A 17,919-nucleotide genomic window follows, 5' to 3' on the forward strand; every position below is an offset into this window, starting at 1 on the left:
AATAAAATTTAAATACTATTTCGAGTAGGGAGCGAGGATCACCTCAACCCCCTGCTCACTAATCTGTTTTACCGTCTGCTCATCGACCCTATCGTCGGTTACGAGCACGCTTATCTGCTGCCAGGCCAGTTCCAGGTTAGGAATGCGCCGACCTATCTTGTCGGAGTCCACCATGACGATCACCTCACGGGAAACCTCGGCCATCACCTTGCTAAGGCCGGTCAGCTCGTTAAAGGTGGTGGTCCCTCGGGCGAGATCTATCCCATCGGCGCCGATAAACAGCTGATCGAAGTTATAGGAGCGCAGTACCTGCTCGGCCACCTGCCCCTGGAAAGATTCTGAATGGGGATCCCAGGTGCCGCCGGTCATCAGCAGAGTCGGCTCGTTTTCCAGCTCGTGGATGGCATTGGCCAGCTGCAGCGAGTTGGTCATCACCACCAGGCCCCGCTTGCCGTTAAGTTGCTGTACCAGGCCAGAGGTGGTGCTACCGCTATCGATAATGATGCGGTTATGGTCTTTGATCAGCCTGGCCGCCGCCTCGGCAATCGACAGCTTATTGGGTGCTATCTTGGCGCTAAACTGCTGAGTGACCTCGTCCGGGATAGCCACGGCACCACCATAACGACGCAGCAGCAAGCCGGTTTTCTCCAGCGCAGCCAGATCCTTACGTATGGTGACCTCAGAGGTCTCGAAACGATTGGCCAGCTCATCCACGCTCACCTCGCCGGTCTCGTTCAAGACGGCAATGATGCTATGACGGCGCTGCTGGGTGTTTCGTTTATTCACAAAGAGTTTCACTTAAGTTTCGTTTCGAAAGATGAATTATAGTTATTCGAAACTTTTTTACCAGCCCTATTGACGCAAAGCTGAGCGAAAAACAAAAAAGCCGCTATCTAAGATAGCGGCTCGACACCTAGAATTAGGCAGGGTAAATCTAGAACTTGGCCTCCAACGCCAAACCGAAGTGACGGCCCTCGCCTACGGTGACATCGGTATTGGTGCCACCAGCCAGATAGTCGGTATCGAACAGGTTCTTCACGTTAAGGCGCACGCTGACATCGCTGCCCATAAGATCCATGGTATAGGCGGCGCCGACATCGAAACGCACGTAGGCATCCTTAGTGATGGTGTTATCCGTATTGGCAAATCGCTCACCTACGTAGACGGCACCAAAGTTAAATGCCAAGTCTTCTGTCATCTCGTAACGGGTCCAGATGTTAGCCGACCATTCGGGTGCGTCCACAGGCGTCTTGCCGTTGAGTCTGTCTTCTTCCGGCCGTTGATACTCGGCATCAAGATACATCATAGATCCTGTCATGAACCACTTGTCGCTCAACTGTCCCTGGGCCCCCATCTCGAAGCCTTTATGACGCTGTTCACCGGATTGAGTGGTGATCGTCTTATCGCCACTGGTAGGGATCACCTCAAGATCTTGGGTCACGGTAACATTGGATACCGTAATATCGAAAACAGCGCCGGTTAGCAGCAGACTGCCATCGAACAGCTCCCACTTGGTACCGATCTCATACTGCTCGCCATACTCTGGGTCCAGATTCATCTGATCGTTCACATCATCCGGATCATTCACCATCCCCTGTGGCGTGAAGCTCTTAGAGTAGTTGAAGTAGATGCTGCCATTTTCGGCTGGCGAGTAGATCACCCCAAACTTAGGCGATACCGCATAGCTGTTGTTGCCCTTACCGTCCTTCTTCTGCTCATCGTAGCGTACGCCAGCCAACAACTGCCATTGCTGGTTGATGGTCATCAGATCCTGAATATAGAAACCATAGTGTTTGTAGTCGGATTCATATTTACCATCAGGATCATTGTGATAATCCAGATCAGGCTTAGGCAGTGGCTGACCCGGCATCACTGGCTGGTTTTTCTTTCCTGACTCTTTTAGTTGGCCATAGTAGTAGTCCAGCATGTTGGCTCCAATCAAGAGTTGATGCTCAACGTTACCCGTATTAACTATGCCAGTGAAATCGATGAAGCCGGTCTTATGTTGCCAGTCGTCATAACGGTCGAACGGACTAATGGTGTAACCATCGGTAAAGGGATCTTCCGAGCCCTTTAGCAGGCTAGGTGAAGAATCTAAACGCTGACGATTAAACTGCTGATCGTTATAACCTGCCTTAACCTGCCAGTCGTCGCTGAGATGATAGGTCAACTCGGCGCCCAGGTTTGAGATGGTGTTGTCGGTAAAGGCCCAGGGCATATCCCAGATGATATCTCTACCACCAATTAGCTCGCCATCGCTATTTAACCAGCCACCGCGGTCGATACCCGTCTTGTCCTGGGTATGGTCATACTTAAGCGACAGCATAAGATCATCTGTGATATCAAACTCAAGGTTCAGATAGCCTAACCAGCGATCGCGCTCTTGGTTAGTATCGTCTTGCCCATTCTCTCCAAAATAAGTTCGCCAGTATTGGGTGTCTTGCTTAACCAGCACCGTGCGGTAGCGTATGGTCTGCGCCTCATTCAGGCTGCCACCGGCATCAAGCTGAAAACGCGTCGAACCATGTTCATCGGTGTCGAATCCCAGGTTGAACAAGGTGTCGTAGGTTGGTTTCTTGGTCACCATGTTGATCAGACCGCCAGGGCCAGACTGACCATAGAGCATGCTAGATGGTCCCTTTAATACCTCGACCTGTTGTAGGGTCTCAATAGGCTGAACATAGTGAGACCACTGCTGCTGACCATTGATCAGATAACCCGAACCCGATGACAGTTCGAAGCCGCGAATGTTGAATACCTGGCGATTCCACTTCTCGCTGCCGCTGGTGACACTCGAGTCGTTCACCAATACTTCTGACAGGTTGGTCGCCAACTGCTCGTCGGTCACAAAGTCGGGGATAACAGCTACAGATTGCGGGGTATCCATAAGATCGATATCGCCGCGCATGGCACCCGAGGCGACCCCAACCTTATAGTCGTTAAAGGTTCGCCCCGTCACGGTGATGCGTTCGATATTGGCTTCGACCAGGCTGCTTTCGGCATCATCAGCCAAAGCGGGCGTAGCCGTCAGCGCGGCCAGTACCGCAAATCCGACAGGAGAATAGTTAAACGAACACAACTTAAATGACATGCAAACCTCACCACTAAACGACAAGTAAACGAAAGTTGAGACAAATATAAATGAGAATTATTTTTATTTAAGCTTATTTACATCCCTTTACACTGTAGGGAGATCTCGTTCACTAAATTAGCCCGCTCAGATACTTGCTCGCCCTCCATTGGCACAAACAGGCATAAAAAAAGCGACCACCTGGGTCGCTTCTTTCGCTGCAGTCAGCCTATTTCTTCTGCTTCACCGGGCGTGCCCAGCCAGTCAGATGACGCTGCTTAACGCGGGTGATCACCAGCTCATCGGCCGCCACGTCACGGGTGATGGTTGAGCCCGCACCTAAGGTGGCCCCCTTACCTATGGTGACTGGTGCCACCAGCTGAGTATCGCTGCCGACAAACACGTCGTCCTCGATTACCGTCAGGTGCTTGTTGGCACCGTCATAGTTACAGGTGATGGTTCCTGCGCCGATATTGACGCCAGCCCCTACTTGAGCGTCGCCGATATAGGCCAGATGACCCGCCTTGGAGCCTTCACCCAGCACGGCCTTCTTCATCTCGACGAAGTTGCCAATATGCGCATCACGCTTGAGCTCGGCGCCTGGACGTAGGCGGGCAAAAGGACCGGCACTGGCGGCTTCACCCACAATCGCATTTTCGATAATAGAATAAGGCTTAATCTCGGCGTTATCTGCTATTTCACAATCGATGAGAATGGCACCGGCGCCGATTGTCACGTTATTACCTATGGTGACCTTCCCCAGGAAGACCACATTGACGTCGATCATCACATCCATGCCGACCGTCACCTCGCCGCGCACGTCGATGCGGGCAGGGTCGCGCAGGTTAGCCCCTTCGAGCATCAGCTTTTCGGCTGCTCGCGCCTGATAGGCACGCTCCAATTGGGCCAGCTGTACGCGATTGTTGGCCCCCTCCACCTCGATGGCCGAAGCGGGTTGCGCCGTGGTGATACTCACGCCATCACGATGAGCCATAGCCACGATGTCGGTAAGATAATATTCGCCCTGAGCATTATCCGACGACAGCTGGCTCAACCAAGCCTTTAGCTGCTTGCCCGGCGCCGCCATGATACCCGTGTTGATCTCCTTGATGCTTAACTGCTCTTCGTTAGCATCTTTCTGCTCGACAATCCCGACGACCTTACCAGCCTCGCGCACGATGCGACCATAGCCTGTAGGATCCGGCAAGTTGACGGTAAGAATAGCCAGGCCGTTATCGTCACGTGCACCCAGCAGCGCCTCCAGGGTTGAAGCCTGAATCAAAGGCACATCACCGTAAAGGATCAGCACGGTATCGTCATCGTTAATGTTGTCGTTTGCCTGTGCCACCGCATGGCCGGTGCCTAATTGCTCTGCTTGTAACACCCAGTTCAGTGCCTGCTCGCCCAGGCGGGCCTTAAGCTTATCGGCACCGTATCCGTACACCAGCTGAATCGCGTCGCTTCCCAGTTGATGTGCGGTGTCTATCACATGCTGCACCATGCTCTTGTGGGCGATGGGATGGAGAACCTTGGGAAGGTCTGAGCGCATGCGGGTCCCTTTGCCTGCGGCCAAAATAACGACGTTCAGTGCCATGAAGATATCCTTGGGTGATTACTGCTGATACAGAAGAAAATGCAAATTAAGTCGGCCGATTTTAATAGATTGCGCCAGCAAAAGCGAACACGGCACGCCTTTAAGCCGCTTAGAAGTTGATTATCTTGTCCGACTCCAGCAGCCAGAGCGCGAGGTCATCCATGGTGGCCTTCATACATCCCTCGATAACAGAGAGTTCGGTGAGGCCTCGGGCCTGCACACAGGAGGTGCAATACTTCACCTCGGCGCCTTGGGCCAAGATGATCTCCAGCATCTGCTGCAGGTTATAGCCTTCACCCGGTGTTTGCCTAGGTAACACGCCTGTCACGGCATCGGACAAGAGAAACAGCTTAACCTTAGGTGTGGGAGTCTGCTCATTGAGCTGTATCGCCAGACGTAGGGCGTTAAAGAGTTTCTCAGACCCATAGGGCGCATCGTTGACGACGATTAAGACTTGTTGCATGGCATATCCTCCAGTGAAAACAGGAGCATCAGCCTATCATTGCAATCAATACGAAACGTCTGGCCCGATCACGTAAAGGAAGCAAATAGAAGATTTAGGGAAGGAAAACAGATACAAAAAAGGCGGTCACCTCGCGGTTTCCGCCTTTTATCATCAAACAATAACCTTATCTGGCAATGTTCTTCTTGATGGTCTCTACAACGCGCAATTGAGCGATAGCCTGAGCTAATTCAATCGCTGCAGCGGCATAGTTAAAGTCTGCGCCAGCGTTAGCCATATGGGCTTCTGCACGACGCTTGGCTTCTACGGCTGCCTGCTCATCAATCTCTTCGGCACGCAATACTACGTCAGCCAATACGGATACTGAGAAAGGTTGTACTTCCAGGATACCACCCGAAAGGTAAAACACTTCCTCTTTACCATCTTGCTTGACGATGCGCGCCATGCCAGGTTTGATATGCGTAAGCAGAGGCGCGTGGCCAGGCATAACGCCTAAATCACCCTCAGCACCTGAGACTTGTAGGTGTGCTACTAGACCCGAAAAGATGCTGCTTTCTGCGCTTACAATATCAAGTTGTACTGTCATGGCTGCCATCCGTTCTCCTTAAAATATCAAGCTAATGCCTGATTATTTTTTGTTAGCTCGCTCGATAACTTCGTCGATTGAACCTGCCATGTAGAACGCTTGCTCTGGAATGTGGTCGAACTCACCTTCCAATAGACCTTTAAAGCCACGGATAGTGTCTTTAAGGGAAACGTACTTACCTGGAGAACCGGTGAATACTTCTGCTACGAAGAATGGCTGAGAAAGATATTTTTCAATCTTACGCGCACGGGCAACGGTAGTCTTATCTTCATCAGATAGTTCGTCCATCCCCAGAATCGCGATGATGTCTTTCAGCTCTTTATAGCGCTGTAGTACGTTCTGTACACCACTTGCTACGTCATAGTGCTCTTGGCCAACAACCTGTGGATCTAGCTGACGTGAAGTCGAATCCAGTGGGTCAACCGCTGGGTAGATACCCAGAGAAGCAATGTTACGTGACAATACAACTGTCGCATCCAAGTGAGCGAAGGTTGTTGCTGGTGACGGATCCGTCAAGTCATCCGCAGGTACGTATACCGCCTGAACAGAGGTAATAGACCCTGTCTTGGTAGAGGTAATACGCTCCTGAAGAACACCCATCTCTTCAGCCAGTGTTGGCTGGTAACCTACCGCTGATGGCATACGGCCTAGCAGTGCAGATACTTCGGTACCCGCCAAGGTGTAACGATAGATGTTATCGACGAACAATAGTACGTCTTTACCTTCGTCACGGAACTTCTCAGCCATAGTCAGACCGGTCAGTGCCACGCGAAGACGGTTTCCTGGAGGCTCGTTCATCTGACCATAAACCATGGCCACTTTGTCGAGTACGCCAGATTCTTCCATCTCGTAGTAGAAGTCGTTACCCTCACGAGTACGCTCACCTACACCGGCGAATACTGACAAACCAGAGTGTGCTTTAGCGATGTTGTTGATCAGTTCCATCATGTTAACTGTCTTACCAACACCCGCACCACCAAACAGACCTACTTTACCACCCTTAGCAAACGGACATACAAGGTCGATTACCTTGATACCAGTCTCTAAAAGTTCAGTGGTGTTTGATTGATCTTCATATGAAGGCGCTTCACGGTGAATTTCATAACGCTCTTCTTCACCGATTTCACCCGCTTCATCAACTGGCTGACCTAGTACGTTCATGATACGGCCAAGAGTTGCACTCCCAACCGGAACAGTAATAGGTGAACCTGTGTTTACTACCTCGATACCACGACGCAGACCATCAGAAGAACCCATAGCGATGGTACGAACTACACCACCACCAAGCTGCTGCTGAACTTCCAGCACCAAGCCTTCACTTTTGATCTCTAGAGCGTCATAGACCTGAGGTACGGCATCATGTGGAAACTCAACGTCCACAACCGCGCCAATTACTTGGACAACAGTACCTGTGCTCATGATTAATCCTCTAAAACTTGTATTCGTTACCCAGCCTAAACCGCAGCGGCACCAGAAACAATTTCCGACAGTTCCTGCGTAATCGCAGCCTGACGAGCCTTGTTGTAGACCAACTGCAAGTCATCGATAAGTTCTCCAGCGTTGTCTGTCGCAGCCTTCATAGCAACCATACGGGCTGCCTGCTCTGATGCGATGTTTTCAACAACACCTTGATACACTTGCGACTCCACATAACGAACCAATAAGGTTTCCAAAAGTTCTTTTGGATCTGGCTCGTATAGGTAGTCCCAGTGATGAGCAATCTCATCATCTTCTGACTTAGGCAAAGGTAGCAGCTGTTCGATCACAGGCGTCTGGCTCATGGTGTTCACAAACTTGTTGAATACCACATACAGACGGTCTAGCGTGCCTTCGTTGTATGCTTTTAGCATTACGCGTACTGTTCCGATCAGGTCAGCGAGCTTAGGAGCATCGCCGAGTCCTGACGCGTGAGCAGACACTTTTCCGCCAAAGCTGTTGAAGAATTGTACGCTGCGTGCACCGATTGGGCAGAATTCAACTTCCGCTCCGGCTTCACGCTGCTTCTTCACGTCCGCGACAACCTTCTTAAATAGGTTGACGTTAAGACCACCACAAAGACCACGGTCGGTTGACACAACAATGTAACCAACTCGCTTGGCTTCTCTCACTTCCAAATATGGATGCTTATATTCGAGAGAACCCTGCGCCACGTGACCGATCACCTTACGCATATTTTCCGCGTATGGACGGCTCGCTGCCATGCGTTCCTGCGCCTTGCGCATTTTACTGGCTGCAACCATCTCCATCGCGGATGTGATCTTCTGAGTGTTCTGAACACTCGCGATCTTGGTTTTAATCTCTTTAGCGCCGGCCATCTTTACTCTCCAATCTGGACCTGAGGTGCCTTAAGACACCTCCGTGTCTTTACCAGGTTTGGGTTTCTACGAACTTGTCGAGGCCAGCCTTCAAACCACCTTCGATGTCGGCATTGTAGTCGCCAGTCTCGTTGATAGTCTTCATTAGGTCAGCATGCTCGCTGTTCATGTAAGAGAGCAAAGAAGCTTCGAAATCACCGATCTTGTTCAGCTCAACGCCTTTTAGGTAACCTTTTTCAGCTGCGAAAATAGACACAGACTGGTCGGCTACGCTCATTGGCGCATATTGCTTCTGTTTCATGAGTTCGGTAACACGCTCACCATGCTCAAGCTGAGCACGAGTTGCATCGTCAAGGTCAGATGCAAACTGAGAGAACGCTGCAAGCTCTCGATACTGTGCAAGTGCAGTACGGATACCGCCTGACAGTTTCTTGATGATCTTAGTCTGAGCCGCACCACCAACACGAGAAACCGAAATACCTGGGTTAACCGCAGGACGTAGGCCTGAGTTGAATAGGTCAGTTTCAAGGAAGATCTGACCATCGGTAATCGAAATTACGTTGGTCGGTACGAATGCAGATACGTCACCCGCTTGAGTTTCAATAATAGGCAGTGCAGTCAAAGAGCCAGTTTTGCCCTTAACTTCGCCATTAGTGAATTTCTCAACGTACTCAGCGTTAACGCGTGAAGCACGTTCAAGTAGACGAGAGTGAAGATAGAAAACATCACCTGGGTATGCTTCACGTCCAGGTGGACGCTTCAGTAGCAATGAGATCTGACGGTAAGCAACAGCTTGCTTAGAAAGATCATCATATACAATCAGCGCATCTTCACCACGATCACGGAAGTATTCACCCATTGAACAACCTGAGTACGGAGCCAGGTATTGTAGCGCCGCAGCTTCAGAAGCTGTAGCCACAACAACCACTGTGTTAGCCAGTGCGCCGTGTTCTTCAAGTTTGCGTACCACGTTAGCGATGGTAGAAGCCTTCTGGCCTACCGCTACGTATACACACTTAATGCCTGAATCTTTTTGGTTGATGATGGCATCGATCGCCAGTGCTGTCTTACCAGTCTGACGGTCACCGATGACCAGCTCACGCTGACCACGACCGATTGGGATCATAGAGTCAACGGCTTTATAACCAGTTTGTACTGGCTGATCAACCGACTTACGTTCAATAACGCCTGGTGCGATCACTTCAACAGGAGAGAAACCATCGTTGTCGATAGGTCCTTTACCGTCGATTGGTTGGCCCAGAGTGTTAACGACGCGGCCTAGTAGACCACGGCCAACAGGCACTTCCAAGATACGACCAGTTGTCTTAACTTTTTGGCCTTCTGCCAGATCGGCATAAGGACCCATAACTACGGCACCGACAGAATCACGTTCTAAGTTCAACGCGATCGCATAACGGTTACCAGGCAGTTCGATCATCTCACCTTGCATTACATCGGCAAGGCCGTGAACGCGAATAATGCCGTCGCTCACTGCAACGATAGTACCTTCGTTGCGAGCTTCACTAACGACTTCGAACTGCTCGATCCGCTGTTTAATCAGATCGCTGATTTCAGTGGAATTCAGTTGCATGCTCAAACTCCCAATTACGACTGCAGCTTATCAGACAGACGGTTTAGTTTACCGCTGACCGAGCCATCTATGACCAGGTCACCTGCCGTGATGATTACACCAGCCACCAGGCTGGCATCTACGCTGCAATTCAGCTTAACTTTGCGTGTGAGACGTTTTTCTAGAGAAGCACTAATTTGTTGCTGTTGCTCTGCGCTAAGCTCAGTGGCAGAAACAACAGTTGCTTCAACCTCTTTCGCCCACTCGTTGCTGAACTCATGAAAGAGTTCATATACAGCAGGAAGTACTTCCAAACGACCGTTTTCAGCCATTACCTTTATCAGATTTTGACCTTGCTCATTGATCTGCTCACCACATACCTTAATGAAAAGGTCGGCAAGCTGGCTGCTCGCGAGAGCACCAGACAGCAGCGGCTTCATCGTCTCGTTTTCACTGACTTGAGCGGCAAAGCTAAGCATTTGTGCCCAGCTTTCTACTGCATTTTTCTCAATAGCATAGTCAAATGCTGCCTTTGCGTAAGGACGAGCGATGGTGCTTAATTCAGCCATAACTCACTCCCTAATCAAATTTCAGCAACTAGTTTGTTAACTATGTCACTGTGGGCGGCTTCATCAATCGAACGCTCAAGGATCTTCTCTGCACCGGCGATAGCCAGAGCAGCGACTTGCTTACGCAGGTCTTCTTTCACGCGATTACGTTCAGCTTCAATTTCTGCTTTACCCTGAGCGATGATTTTCGCACGCTCAGCGTCTGCTTCGGCTTTGGCCTCATCGACAATCTGAGCTTTACGCTTATTAGCTTGCTCAATGATTTCGTTAGCAGTTGCCTTAGCTTCTTTTAGTTGGTCAGTGGCTTTCGCCTGTGCCAACTCTAGGTCTTTTACAGCACGATCAGCATCAGCTAGACCGTCGGCGATCCTTTTTTGGCGCTCTTCGATGGCATTCATCAAAGGGGGCCAAACAAACTTCATGCAGAACCACACGAAGATAATAAAGGCAACCGTCTGACCGATTAGGGTAGCGTTGATATTCACAACAGCCTCCTATTTAGATTAAAGACAGAAGCGTTGATTACAGCATTGCACCCAGTGGGTTAGTAAACAGCATAAATAGTGCAATACCTACACCGATCATGGTTACCGCATCCAATAGACCAGCAACAATGAACATCTTAACTTGTAGCATAGGAGCCATTTCTGGTTGACGCGCAGCGCCTTCCAAGAACTTGCCACCTAGTAGGCCGAAACCGATAGCGGTACCTAGAGCACCCATACCAATCAGTAGAGCAACAGCGATAGCTGTCATGCCTAATACAGTTTCCATCTCTATCTCCAATATTCTAAATCTTTAGTTAGTTTGTGATTTAGCTTAAAAAAAATTTCTTCAGCAACCCTTAATGATCTTCATGCGCCATGCTGAGATATACGATCGTCAGCATCATGAAGATAAACGCCTGCAGAGTGATAACCAAAATATGGAAGATTAACCAACCTAGTTGTAGAGTCACACCTAGGGTAGATAACGCCAAGTTAGCACCATACATCAGCGCAATAAGGATGAAGATCAACTCACCTGCGTACAAGTTACCGAACAGACGCAATGCCAATGAAATAGGCTTAGCGATGAGGGTAACCGACTCTAATAGGAGGTTGACGGGTATCATTGCCTTATGGTTAAAAGGCTGTAATGTCAGTTCTTTAACAAAGCCTGAAACGCCCTTGACCTTGATGCTGTAGTAGATAATCAGCACAAACACACCGATAGCTAAGCTGAAGGTGATGTTTAGGTCGGTCGTTGGAACCACTTTCATGTATGGGATACCGGCAGCAGCTGCCAGCTCAGGAATCCAGTCAACTGGAATCATATCCATGAAGTTCATCATGAATACCCACACAAAAATCGTTAGTGCCAACGGAGCAATAACAGGATTGCGGCCATGGAAGGTTTCCTTCACGCTGCCATCGACGAATTCAACGATCATCTCGATAAAGCATTGAAGCTTACCGGGAACACCTGTCGTTGCCTTCTTGCCAACGCTGCGGAATAGCCACAAGAATAGAACACCAAGCCCAACCGAAAAGAACAACGAATCAATGTGCCATGTCCAGAAGCCTTCACCAACGTGTAAGTTGGTAAGGTGGTGCTGGATATAGCCCTGCGGTGTTAACGCTTCACCAGTTGCAGCCATGATTCATCCCACTTAACTTTGCTTGAAGTATAAAGGAGCTGTCCAATGCACTATTAGCGCCGAGATATAACAAACAAAAAGCGGCATAAAGACCACTTTTAGATTGATAAACACCAGCGAAAACATTGCTATGGTTAACAGCAACTTTACCGCTTCCCCCCAGTAAAAAGTTTTCATTACTTTTCCTGCTGAACTTGCTCCCGTATGGGAAAAAGCGAGGGTCGCGAATACAAAATTAGGGAGTACAGCAATGGCGCCACCTGCTAACGCAGACAGTCCGTACTGAGCTCCCCACACGGCGAAAAAGACAATCGAAACACCCCCAGCCACCGCCGCCTGCATCAACACCAATTTATAGGCAGACCACCGGCCACGACGTGCTAAAACCTTGCTCAATTCATCTTCTCCGCATTCTTACTTTTTGTTTCTATGACCGGACGACAAATTATCAGGCCATCTTAGAGGTACAAAAAGCTTGCGAAAGTATACCTTTTCGCACATTCAAAGCAAGTTCAAGGTAAGTAAAAATAGGGACTTTTAACGTGATCTACGCCAAAAGTCTAAAAGTGAAAGATTAACAGATGTCACAAAGTTACATAATATTACGTTAACTTGGGCTAATTAACGGATTTTCTCAATAATACCATCCAATTCAGCCAAATTTTGATAGTTAATTACCATTTTGCCCTTGCCTTTTTTGTTATGGCTAATGGAAACTTTTGCCCCTAATTTTTCAATTAATTGGCTCTCCAGACGGGCGACATCCTGATCTTTTGCGGGTTTATCGACAATTTCAGGTGGATTTAAGGTTTTATTCACTAATCGTTCAGTTTCACGAACAGTTAGTTCTTTGGCTATCACGGCTCTGGCCAGGTTGGTTTGCTCATCTCCAGGTAATGCGAGCAGCGCTCGGGCATGACCCATATCGATGTCACCATACTCAAGCATACGCTTAACTGGCTCTTCTAAGCCATTCAAACGTAAAAGATTTGATACAGTCGTGCGTGACTTACCCACGGCATCGGCGGTTTGTTGATGAGTCAGATCGAACTCTTTGATCAGACGCTCAAGTGCAATAGCCTCTTCCATCGCGTTGAGATCTTCACGCTGAATGTTCTCGATTAAGGCGATAACACCGGCGGCCTCGTCCGGTACCTGTTTGACGATGCAGGGAACCTTGTCGAGCTTGGCCAATTGCGACGCACGCCAACGACGCTCACCGGCGATGATCTCATAACCCTGGTCCGACACCTTGCGCACCACGATAGGCTGAATGATCCCCTGGGTCTTAATAGACTCTGCCAGCTCCTCAAGCGCTTCGGGCGACATATCCTTACGGGGCTGATATTTTCCTGGCTGCAGCAGATCCAGGGCAATCATCTTGAGCTCTTCATTGTTGCTCGGCTCGGCCTCTTGATTCGGGGCCTGTTTTGCCGCCGCATGGCTAGTGCTTAACAGTGCGTCTAATCCTTTGCCTAGACCACGTTTCTTGGGTGTCATCTGTTTTTCCTTAAGCTTGCTCTAACTGAGTATGCTGCTCAGCGCGTCTAATGATCTCGCCTGCCAACGCCAGATATGCCTTGGCACCTGCGCTGGACTTATCGTAATACATAGCGGGCGCACCAAAGCTTGGCGCCTCGGCTAGCCTCACGTTACGCGGGATCACTGTGCGATAAACTTTATCGCCAAAATGCTGTTTTAACTGATCCGACACGTCGTTGGCGAGTCGGTTACGGGGATCGTACATGGTACGCAGAATCCCTTCGATGGAAAGCCCTGGGTTCACCATGGCCGCCAGCTTGCTGATGGTATCCATCAGGGCGGTCAATCCCTCCAGCGCATAATATTCACACTGCATCGGTACTAACACCGAATCGGCAGCCGACATAGCGTTAACCGTCAGCATGTTCAGCGAAGGCGGGCAATCGATGAAGATAAAATCATAGTAATCTTTGACCGGAGCCAGGGCGTTACGCAGGCGGATCTCCCGGGCAAAGAACTCCATCAACTTGATCTCGGCCGCGGTCACATCACCATTGCCGGCGATCAGATCGTATTTGCCGGCAGTGTCGCGATAGACCACCTCATCCACCGACTTTTCCTCGACCAAGAGTTCATAGGCGGTGTTTTCGACGCTGTACTTGTCTACGCCGCTCCCCATAGTCGCATTACCTTGAGGATCAAGATCGATAAGCAACACTTTTCGCTTGGTGGCAGCCAGAGAGGCCGCTAAGTTCACACAAGTTGTTGTTTTTCCGACGCCACCTTTCTGGTTGGCCACGGCTATCACTTTACCCACAATATCATCCTGTCTATCACGTTCTTCGATTAGATAGTAAAACGCTCTATCAAATTGCTTGAACTGGTTAAATAATGCAACTCTTAACCCAGGGGACTAAGCCGCTTTGACCACCCGTAGCAGGTGGCGCTGTTCGTCTAGGCGAGGTACGCGCAGTTCGAAGACATCTGTCAGCTCGAATCCTTCGGGCATGTTCGCCATCTCTTCATCGCTCAATTGCCCCTTCAAGGCGTAAAAACAGCCTGTGGGCTTTGGCAGATGGTGGCACCACTGCAACATGTCCTGAATCGACGCAAAGGCGCGACTGAGCACGCCATCAAACTTCTCTTCGGGTTGATAGGCTTCGACCCGGCTCTCGACCGAACTAATATTACCTATCGCCAGCTCAAATTGAACCTGTTTTTGAAAACGAATCCGCTTGCCCAGGCTGTCGAGCAACACAAACTCTTTATCTGGATTCATGATGGCCAGCGGGATCCCTGGAAGGCCTGGCCCGGTTCCCACATCGATAAATCGCTCACCCACCAGATGAGGGCTGGCCGCCAGGCTGTCCATGATATGACGGATCAACATCTGCTCGGGATCCCGTACAGATGTCAGGTTGTAGGCCTTGTTCCACTTGGCAAGCATGGCAACAAAATCAAGCAATTGTTGCTTCTGCTTAGGGGTAGCCGTCATCAGCATGTCGGCAAGATAGGTGTCTAATTGGGCTGCTAACACTGGGGTATCCTCGATAAACAATGGGATATTATGAAGCCGAGTCGCAGGGATGGGAAGTGTTAGACCTCCCATCCCGGTCATCAAAATAGATTTTTTAGTGATTTAGGCGCTCTTTCTGAGCAGGCCACGTTTCTTCAGGTGAACTAAGAGGATCGAGATAGCCGCCGGCGTGACCCCCGAGATACGCGAGGCCTGACCTACGGTATCCGGCTTATGATCGTTAAGCTTGGCGATCACCTCGTTGGAGAGACCTGGTACCTCTTGATAGTCGAGATCTTGTGGCAGTCCGGTCTTCTCGTGGCGAATCGCCTTGTCGATCTCGTCTTGCTGACGCTGGATATAACCCGAGTATTTCACCTGGATCTGCACCTGCTCAGCGGCGCGTTGATCTTCGATGGCCGGACCAAAACCCTCTACACTCATCAGCTTGGGGTAATCCAGCTCGGGTCTGCGCAGCAGTTCCTCGAAGGTGGCTTCGCGGGTGATTGGCGTCTTAAGATGCGGGTTAAGCGCATCGACCAGTGGCGAATTAGGGTGGATCCACTGGCTACGCAGACGCTGTAATTCGAGCTCGATCGATTCACGTTTGGCATTGAACTTAGCCCAGCGATCGTCATCCACCAGTCCTAACTCGCGGCCTTTCTCGGTGAGACGCAGATCGGCATTGTCTTCACGCAGCAACAAACGGTATTCGGCGCGGCTGGTGAACATACGGTAAGGTTCTTTGGTGCCTAGGGTCGACAGATCGTCTACCAATACCCCGAGATATGCCTCGTCACGACGCGGGCACCAGGCTTCTTTGCCCTGTACCTGCAATGAGGCGTTCATGCCCGCCAACAGACCTTGGGCACCGGCTTCTTCGTAGCCCGTGGTACCGTTGATTTGACCGGCGAAGAATAAACCTGAAATTGCTTTGGTTTCTAAAGAGTTTTTCAGATCTCTCGGATCGAAATAATCATATTCGATGGCGTAACCCGGACGAATGATTTCGGCGTTTTCCATCCCCTGAATTGAGCGCACCAGATTCAGCTGTACATCGAAAGGCAGGCTGGTGGAGATCCCGTTAGGGTAGATCTCGTTGGTGTTCAAGCCTTCAGGTTCGATAAAGATCTGATGCGAACTCTTATCGGCGAAACGGTTGATCTTATCTTCGATAGAAGGGCAGTAGCGCGGGCCTATTCCTTCGATCACCCCAGAGTACATTGGGCTTCTGTCTAAGCCACCACGAATGATCTCATGGGTGCGCTCATTGGTATGGGTAATAAAACAGGAGATCTGCCTTGGATGATCCTTGACGTCACCGATAAAAGACATCACAGGTAAAGGATCGTCACCTTTCTGCTCAGTCATGAGATCGAAGTTAATGGTGTTGGCGTCGATACGCGGTGGCGTACCTGTCTTCAGGCGGCCAACACGAATCGGTAATTCACGTAAACGATCGGCAAGGGAGATCGATGGCGGATCGCCGGCACGGCCACCGCTGTAATTTTCCAGACCAATATGAATCTTACCGCTCAAAAATGTTCCCGCAGTCAGTACGATAGCAGGCGCCTCGAAGGCGAGTCCCATCTGAGTAACGACCCCGATAACACGATCATTCTCAACGATTAGATCGTCTACCGATTGTTGGAACAGGCGTAAATTAGGCTGATTTTGCAGGATCTGTTGGATCTTGGCGCGATAGAGGGCGCGATCCGCCTGGGCACGGGTTGCACGCACCGCAGGGCCTTTACTCGAGTTTAAGGTACGAAATTGAATACCGGCATGATCGGTTGCAGTGGCCATGGCGCCACCTAAGGCATCGATCTCCTTAACAAGGTGACCCTTACCAATACCACCAATTGCCGGGTTACAGGACATCTGGCCTAAGGTATCGATATTATGGGTTAACAATAATGTCTTGGATCCCATCCTAGCAGATGCCAATGCTGCTTCGGTTCCTGCATGACCACCGCCAACAACAATTACATCAAACCGCTCATGAAAATGCATCAGATTACCTTAAAACCTATATCGAAAATAAAAATGATACTGCCCCGAGATCGGACAGAGTTACTCATCGAGTAGCCGAGTATTTTAGCATCTGGAAAGCCATAGGTGAAAGATCAATTTAGGCCTTTCGATCGCCAAAGGATCTGGCTTATAGATCTTAAGATCTTTATATAGATCTTTTGTTATGTTTACTATTAAGATCGCGATCTTCTGTGGGTAAGTCTATTTATCATTTAAAATCAATAGATAACAGCCATTCGATCCTGTGATCTGATCGCGATCTAAACGAAATAAGCTTGTGGGTAGATCCCTTACTTATCCACAATGCAGATCTTACTCATCGATAGGGGTTGAATAATGCAGAGTTAGATCAGATCAAAATAATACCTTATCCACATATTTATCATTTAAGATCGCAATTTGTGGATAAGGTAGATCTAATCTGTGGGTGAGATCGCTTTGATTACGGGGGAGGGGATCTAAAGTTTATCTTGCCAGCTGCTCAACCATGCTTGAGCGGGCTCTTCGGGAATGGGATCGTATTGCACATCGATCTGGATCTTATCCACATAGACTTGTGCACCGCAATTTTCCATCGCTTCAATCAGTTTCTCCGGGCCCTGACAAAAGGTGTCGTAACTCGAATCGCCGATGGCGCATAAGGCGTATTTGGTTCGGCTCAGATCCGGTTTTTTGCTGTCGATCTCATCGAAAAATGGCTGGATATTGTCGGGTAGATCGCCAGCGCCATGTGTCGATGAGACGATCAACCACAGGCTCTTGGGATCCAGATCGCTCAGTTCTGCCTTTAGATGTACCTGGGTTTCGTGGCCCTGATCTTCCAATTGGCCGGCTAACTCGTCGGCGACATACTCTGCGCTTCCCAGAGTGGTGCCGACAATAAGTTCAATTTTTGCCATTATATTTCCTAAATTCAAATGGTTAACTCGGCTCCTGTTGACCTGAACGTTTGCTATTCACATAGTGCAACTATGTTTCATGGCTCTCAACTTGCGCAAAATGCGCCTTGATTGAGCAAGATAAACCAGACAGATAAACAGACACTAACCAGACAGCTAATGCTGTCAGTTACGGATTGCAG

Annotated in this window: 18 protein-coding genes; all 18 read right to left on the reverse strand. The window is 49.6% G+C overall.

The window, feature by feature from the left end; translation table 11 throughout:
* Positions 1 to 15: 15 nt before the first annotated feature.
* A complete protein-coding gene (locus L1D43_RS17900) occupies positions 16 to 786 on the reverse strand; it encodes a DeoR family transcriptional regulator (protein ID WP_160795513.1) in 771 nt (256 codons plus the stop codon).
* Positions 787 to 934: 148 nt separating this feature from the next.
* Positions 935 to 3,091: a TonB-dependent receptor gene (locus L1D43_RS17905; RefSeq protein ID WP_239853812.1), complete on the reverse strand. Its 2,157-nt coding sequence runs from the start codon at positions 3,089 to 3,091 to the stop codon at positions 935 to 937.
* A 208-nt stretch (positions 3,092 to 3,299) separates the two neighbouring features.
* Positions 3,300 to 4,664, reverse strand: coding sequence for a bifunctional UDP-N-acetylglucosamine diphosphorylase/glucosamine-1-phosphate N-acetyltransferase GlmU (gene glmU, locus L1D43_RS17910; protein ID WP_239853813.1), 1,365 nt, complete (start codon positions 4,662 to 4,664; stop codon positions 3,300 to 3,302).
* A 109-nt stretch (positions 4,665 to 4,773) separates the two neighbouring features.
* Positions 4,774 to 5,127 (reverse strand): DsrE family protein, encoded by a 354-nt coding sequence (locus L1D43_RS17915; RefSeq protein ID WP_239853814.1) that lies wholly within the window; start codon positions 5,125 to 5,127, stop codon positions 4,774 to 4,776.
* 166 nt (positions 5,128 to 5,293) lie between these two features.
* On the reverse strand, positions 5,294 to 5,722 hold the full coding sequence (locus L1D43_RS17920; RefSeq protein WP_011867635.1) for a F0F1 ATP synthase subunit epsilon: 429 nt from the start codon (positions 5,720 to 5,722) through the stop codon (positions 5,294 to 5,296).
* Positions 5,723 to 5,755: 33 nt separating this feature from the next.
* Positions 5,756 to 7,132 carry a F0F1 ATP synthase subunit beta gene (atpD, locus tag L1D43_RS17925; protein WP_041509595.1) on the reverse strand — a complete coding sequence of 459 codons (1,377 nt, stop codon included), beginning with the start codon at positions 7,130 to 7,132 and terminating at the stop codon, positions 5,756 to 5,758.
* A gap of 35 nt (positions 7,133 to 7,167) precedes the next feature.
* Positions 7,168 to 8,028, reverse strand: coding sequence for a F0F1 ATP synthase subunit gamma (gene atpG, locus L1D43_RS17930; protein WP_239853816.1), 861 nt, complete (start codon positions 8,026 to 8,028; stop codon positions 7,168 to 7,170).
* A gap of 49 nt (positions 8,029 to 8,077) precedes the next feature.
* Positions 8,078 to 9,619 carry a F0F1 ATP synthase subunit alpha gene (atpA, locus tag L1D43_RS17935; RefSeq protein ID WP_041509597.1) on the reverse strand — a complete coding sequence of 514 codons (1,542 nt, stop codon included), beginning with the start codon at positions 9,617 to 9,619 and terminating at the stop codon, positions 8,078 to 8,080.
* Positions 9,620 to 9,633: 14 nt separating this feature from the next.
* The gene (gene atpH, locus L1D43_RS17940; protein WP_041509598.1) at positions 9,634 to 10,167 is read right to left on the reverse strand and encodes a F0F1 ATP synthase subunit delta; all 534 of its coding nucleotides are present in this window, start codon (positions 10,165 to 10,167) and stop codon (positions 9,634 to 9,636) included.
* Positions 10,168 to 10,181: 14 nt separating this feature from the next.
* The gene (gene atpF, locus L1D43_RS17945) at positions 10,182 to 10,652 is read right to left on the reverse strand and encodes a F0F1 ATP synthase subunit B (protein ID WP_041509599.1); all 471 of its coding nucleotides are present in this window, start codon (positions 10,650 to 10,652) and stop codon (positions 10,182 to 10,184) included.
* Between the two features lie 37 nt (positions 10,653 to 10,689).
* A complete protein-coding gene (gene atpE / locus L1D43_RS17950; protein ID WP_011639455.1) occupies positions 10,690 to 10,941 on the reverse strand; it encodes a F0F1 ATP synthase subunit C in 252 nt (83 codons plus the stop codon).
* Positions 10,942 to 11,011: 70 nt separating this feature from the next.
* Complete coding sequence (atpB, locus tag L1D43_RS17955; RefSeq protein WP_041509600.1) at positions 11,012 to 11,806, reverse strand: F0F1 ATP synthase subunit A; 795 nt, start codon at positions 11,804 to 11,806, stop codon at positions 11,012 to 11,014.
* A 12-nt stretch (positions 11,807 to 11,818) separates the two neighbouring features.
* Positions 11,819 to 12,202, reverse strand: coding sequence for an ATP synthase subunit I (locus tag L1D43_RS17960; protein WP_011867642.1), 384 nt, complete (start codon positions 12,200 to 12,202; stop codon positions 11,819 to 11,821).
* 225 nt (positions 12,203 to 12,427) lie between these two features.
* On the reverse strand, positions 12,428 to 13,306 hold the full coding sequence (locus L1D43_RS17965; RefSeq protein WP_239853818.1) for a ParB/RepB/Spo0J family partition protein: 879 nt from the start codon (positions 13,304 to 13,306) through the stop codon (positions 12,428 to 12,430).
* 10 nt (positions 13,307 to 13,316) lie between these two features.
* Entirely contained in the window at positions 13,317 to 14,105 is a 789-nt protein-coding gene (locus L1D43_RS17970) for a ParA family protein (protein ID WP_041509601.1), read from the reverse strand.
* A 96-nt stretch (positions 14,106 to 14,201) separates the two neighbouring features.
* The gene (gene rsmG, locus L1D43_RS17975; protein WP_239853820.1) at positions 14,202 to 14,825 is read right to left on the reverse strand and encodes a 16S rRNA (guanine(527)-N(7))-methyltransferase RsmG; all 624 of its coding nucleotides are present in this window, start codon (positions 14,823 to 14,825) and stop codon (positions 14,202 to 14,204) included.
* A gap of 102 nt (positions 14,826 to 14,927) precedes the next feature.
* Positions 14,928 to 16,817, reverse strand: coding sequence for a tRNA uridine-5-carboxymethylaminomethyl(34) synthesis enzyme MnmG (gene mnmG / locus L1D43_RS17980; protein ID WP_041509603.1), 1,890 nt, complete (start codon positions 16,815 to 16,817; stop codon positions 14,928 to 14,930).
* A gap of 479 nt (positions 16,818 to 17,296) precedes the next feature.
* Positions 17,297 to 17,737: an FMN-binding protein MioC gene (gene mioC, locus L1D43_RS17985; protein WP_239853822.1), complete on the reverse strand. Its 441-nt coding sequence runs from the start codon at positions 17,735 to 17,737 to the stop codon at positions 17,297 to 17,299.
* Between the last annotated feature and the right edge of the window lie 182 nt (positions 17,738 to 17,919).

Source organism: Shewanella sp. Isolate8, from assembly GCF_022398495.1.
In the GTDB taxonomy this organism is placed as follows: Bacteria; Pseudomonadota; Gammaproteobacteria; order Enterobacterales; family Shewanellaceae; genus Shewanella; species Shewanella aquimarina.

What these genes read in the sequence shown, in the direction of transcription:
- mnmG (WP_041509603.1), bottom strand. Translation starts at nt 16,817, where the DNA reads ATGCATTTTCATGAGCGGTTTGATGTAATTGTTGTTGGCGGTGGTCAT.
- L1D43_RS17905 (WP_239853812.1), bottom strand. Translation starts at nt 3,091, where the DNA reads ATGTCATTTAAGTTGTGTTCGTTTAACTATTCTCCTGTCGGATTTGCG.
- mioC (WP_239853822.1), bottom strand. Translation starts at nt 17,737, where the DNA reads ATGGCAAAAATTGAACTTATTGTCGGCACCACTCTGGGAAGCGCAGAG.
- L1D43_RS17915 (WP_239853814.1), bottom strand. Translation starts at nt 5,127, where the DNA reads ATGCAACAAGTCTTAATCGTCGTCAACGATGCGCCCTATGGGTCTGAG.
- L1D43_RS17920 (WP_011867635.1), bottom strand. Translation starts at nt 5,722, where the DNA reads ATGGCAGCCATGACAGTACAACTTGATATTGTAAGCGCAGAAAGCAGC.
- glmU (WP_239853813.1), bottom strand. Translation starts at nt 4,664, where the DNA reads ATGGCACTGAACGTCGTTATTTTGGCCGCAGGCAAAGGGACCCGCATG.
- L1D43_RS17965 (WP_239853818.1), bottom strand. Translation starts at nt 13,306, where the DNA reads ATGACACCCAAGAAACGTGGTCTAGGCAAAGGATTAGACGCACTGTTA.
- atpA (WP_041509597.1), bottom strand. Translation starts at nt 9,619, where the DNA reads ATGCAACTGAATTCCACTGAAATCAGCGATCTGATTAAACAGCGGATC.
- atpG (WP_239853816.1), bottom strand. Translation starts at nt 8,028, where the DNA reads ATGGCCGGCGCTAAAGAGATTAAAACCAAGATCGCGAGTGTTCAGAAC.
- atpB (WP_041509600.1), bottom strand. Translation starts at nt 11,806, where the DNA reads ATGGCTGCAACTGGTGAAGCGTTAACACCGCAGGGCTATATCCAGCAC.
- atpE (WP_011639455.1), bottom strand. Translation starts at nt 10,941, where the DNA reads ATGGAAACTGTATTAGGCATGACAGCTATCGCTGTTGCTCTACTGATT.
- atpH (WP_041509598.1), bottom strand. Translation starts at nt 10,167, where the DNA reads ATGGCTGAATTAAGCACCATCGCTCGTCCTTACGCAAAGGCAGCATTT.
- atpD (WP_041509595.1), bottom strand. Translation starts at nt 7,132, where the DNA reads ATGAGCACAGGTACTGTTGTCCAAGTAATTGGCGCGGTTGTGGACGTT.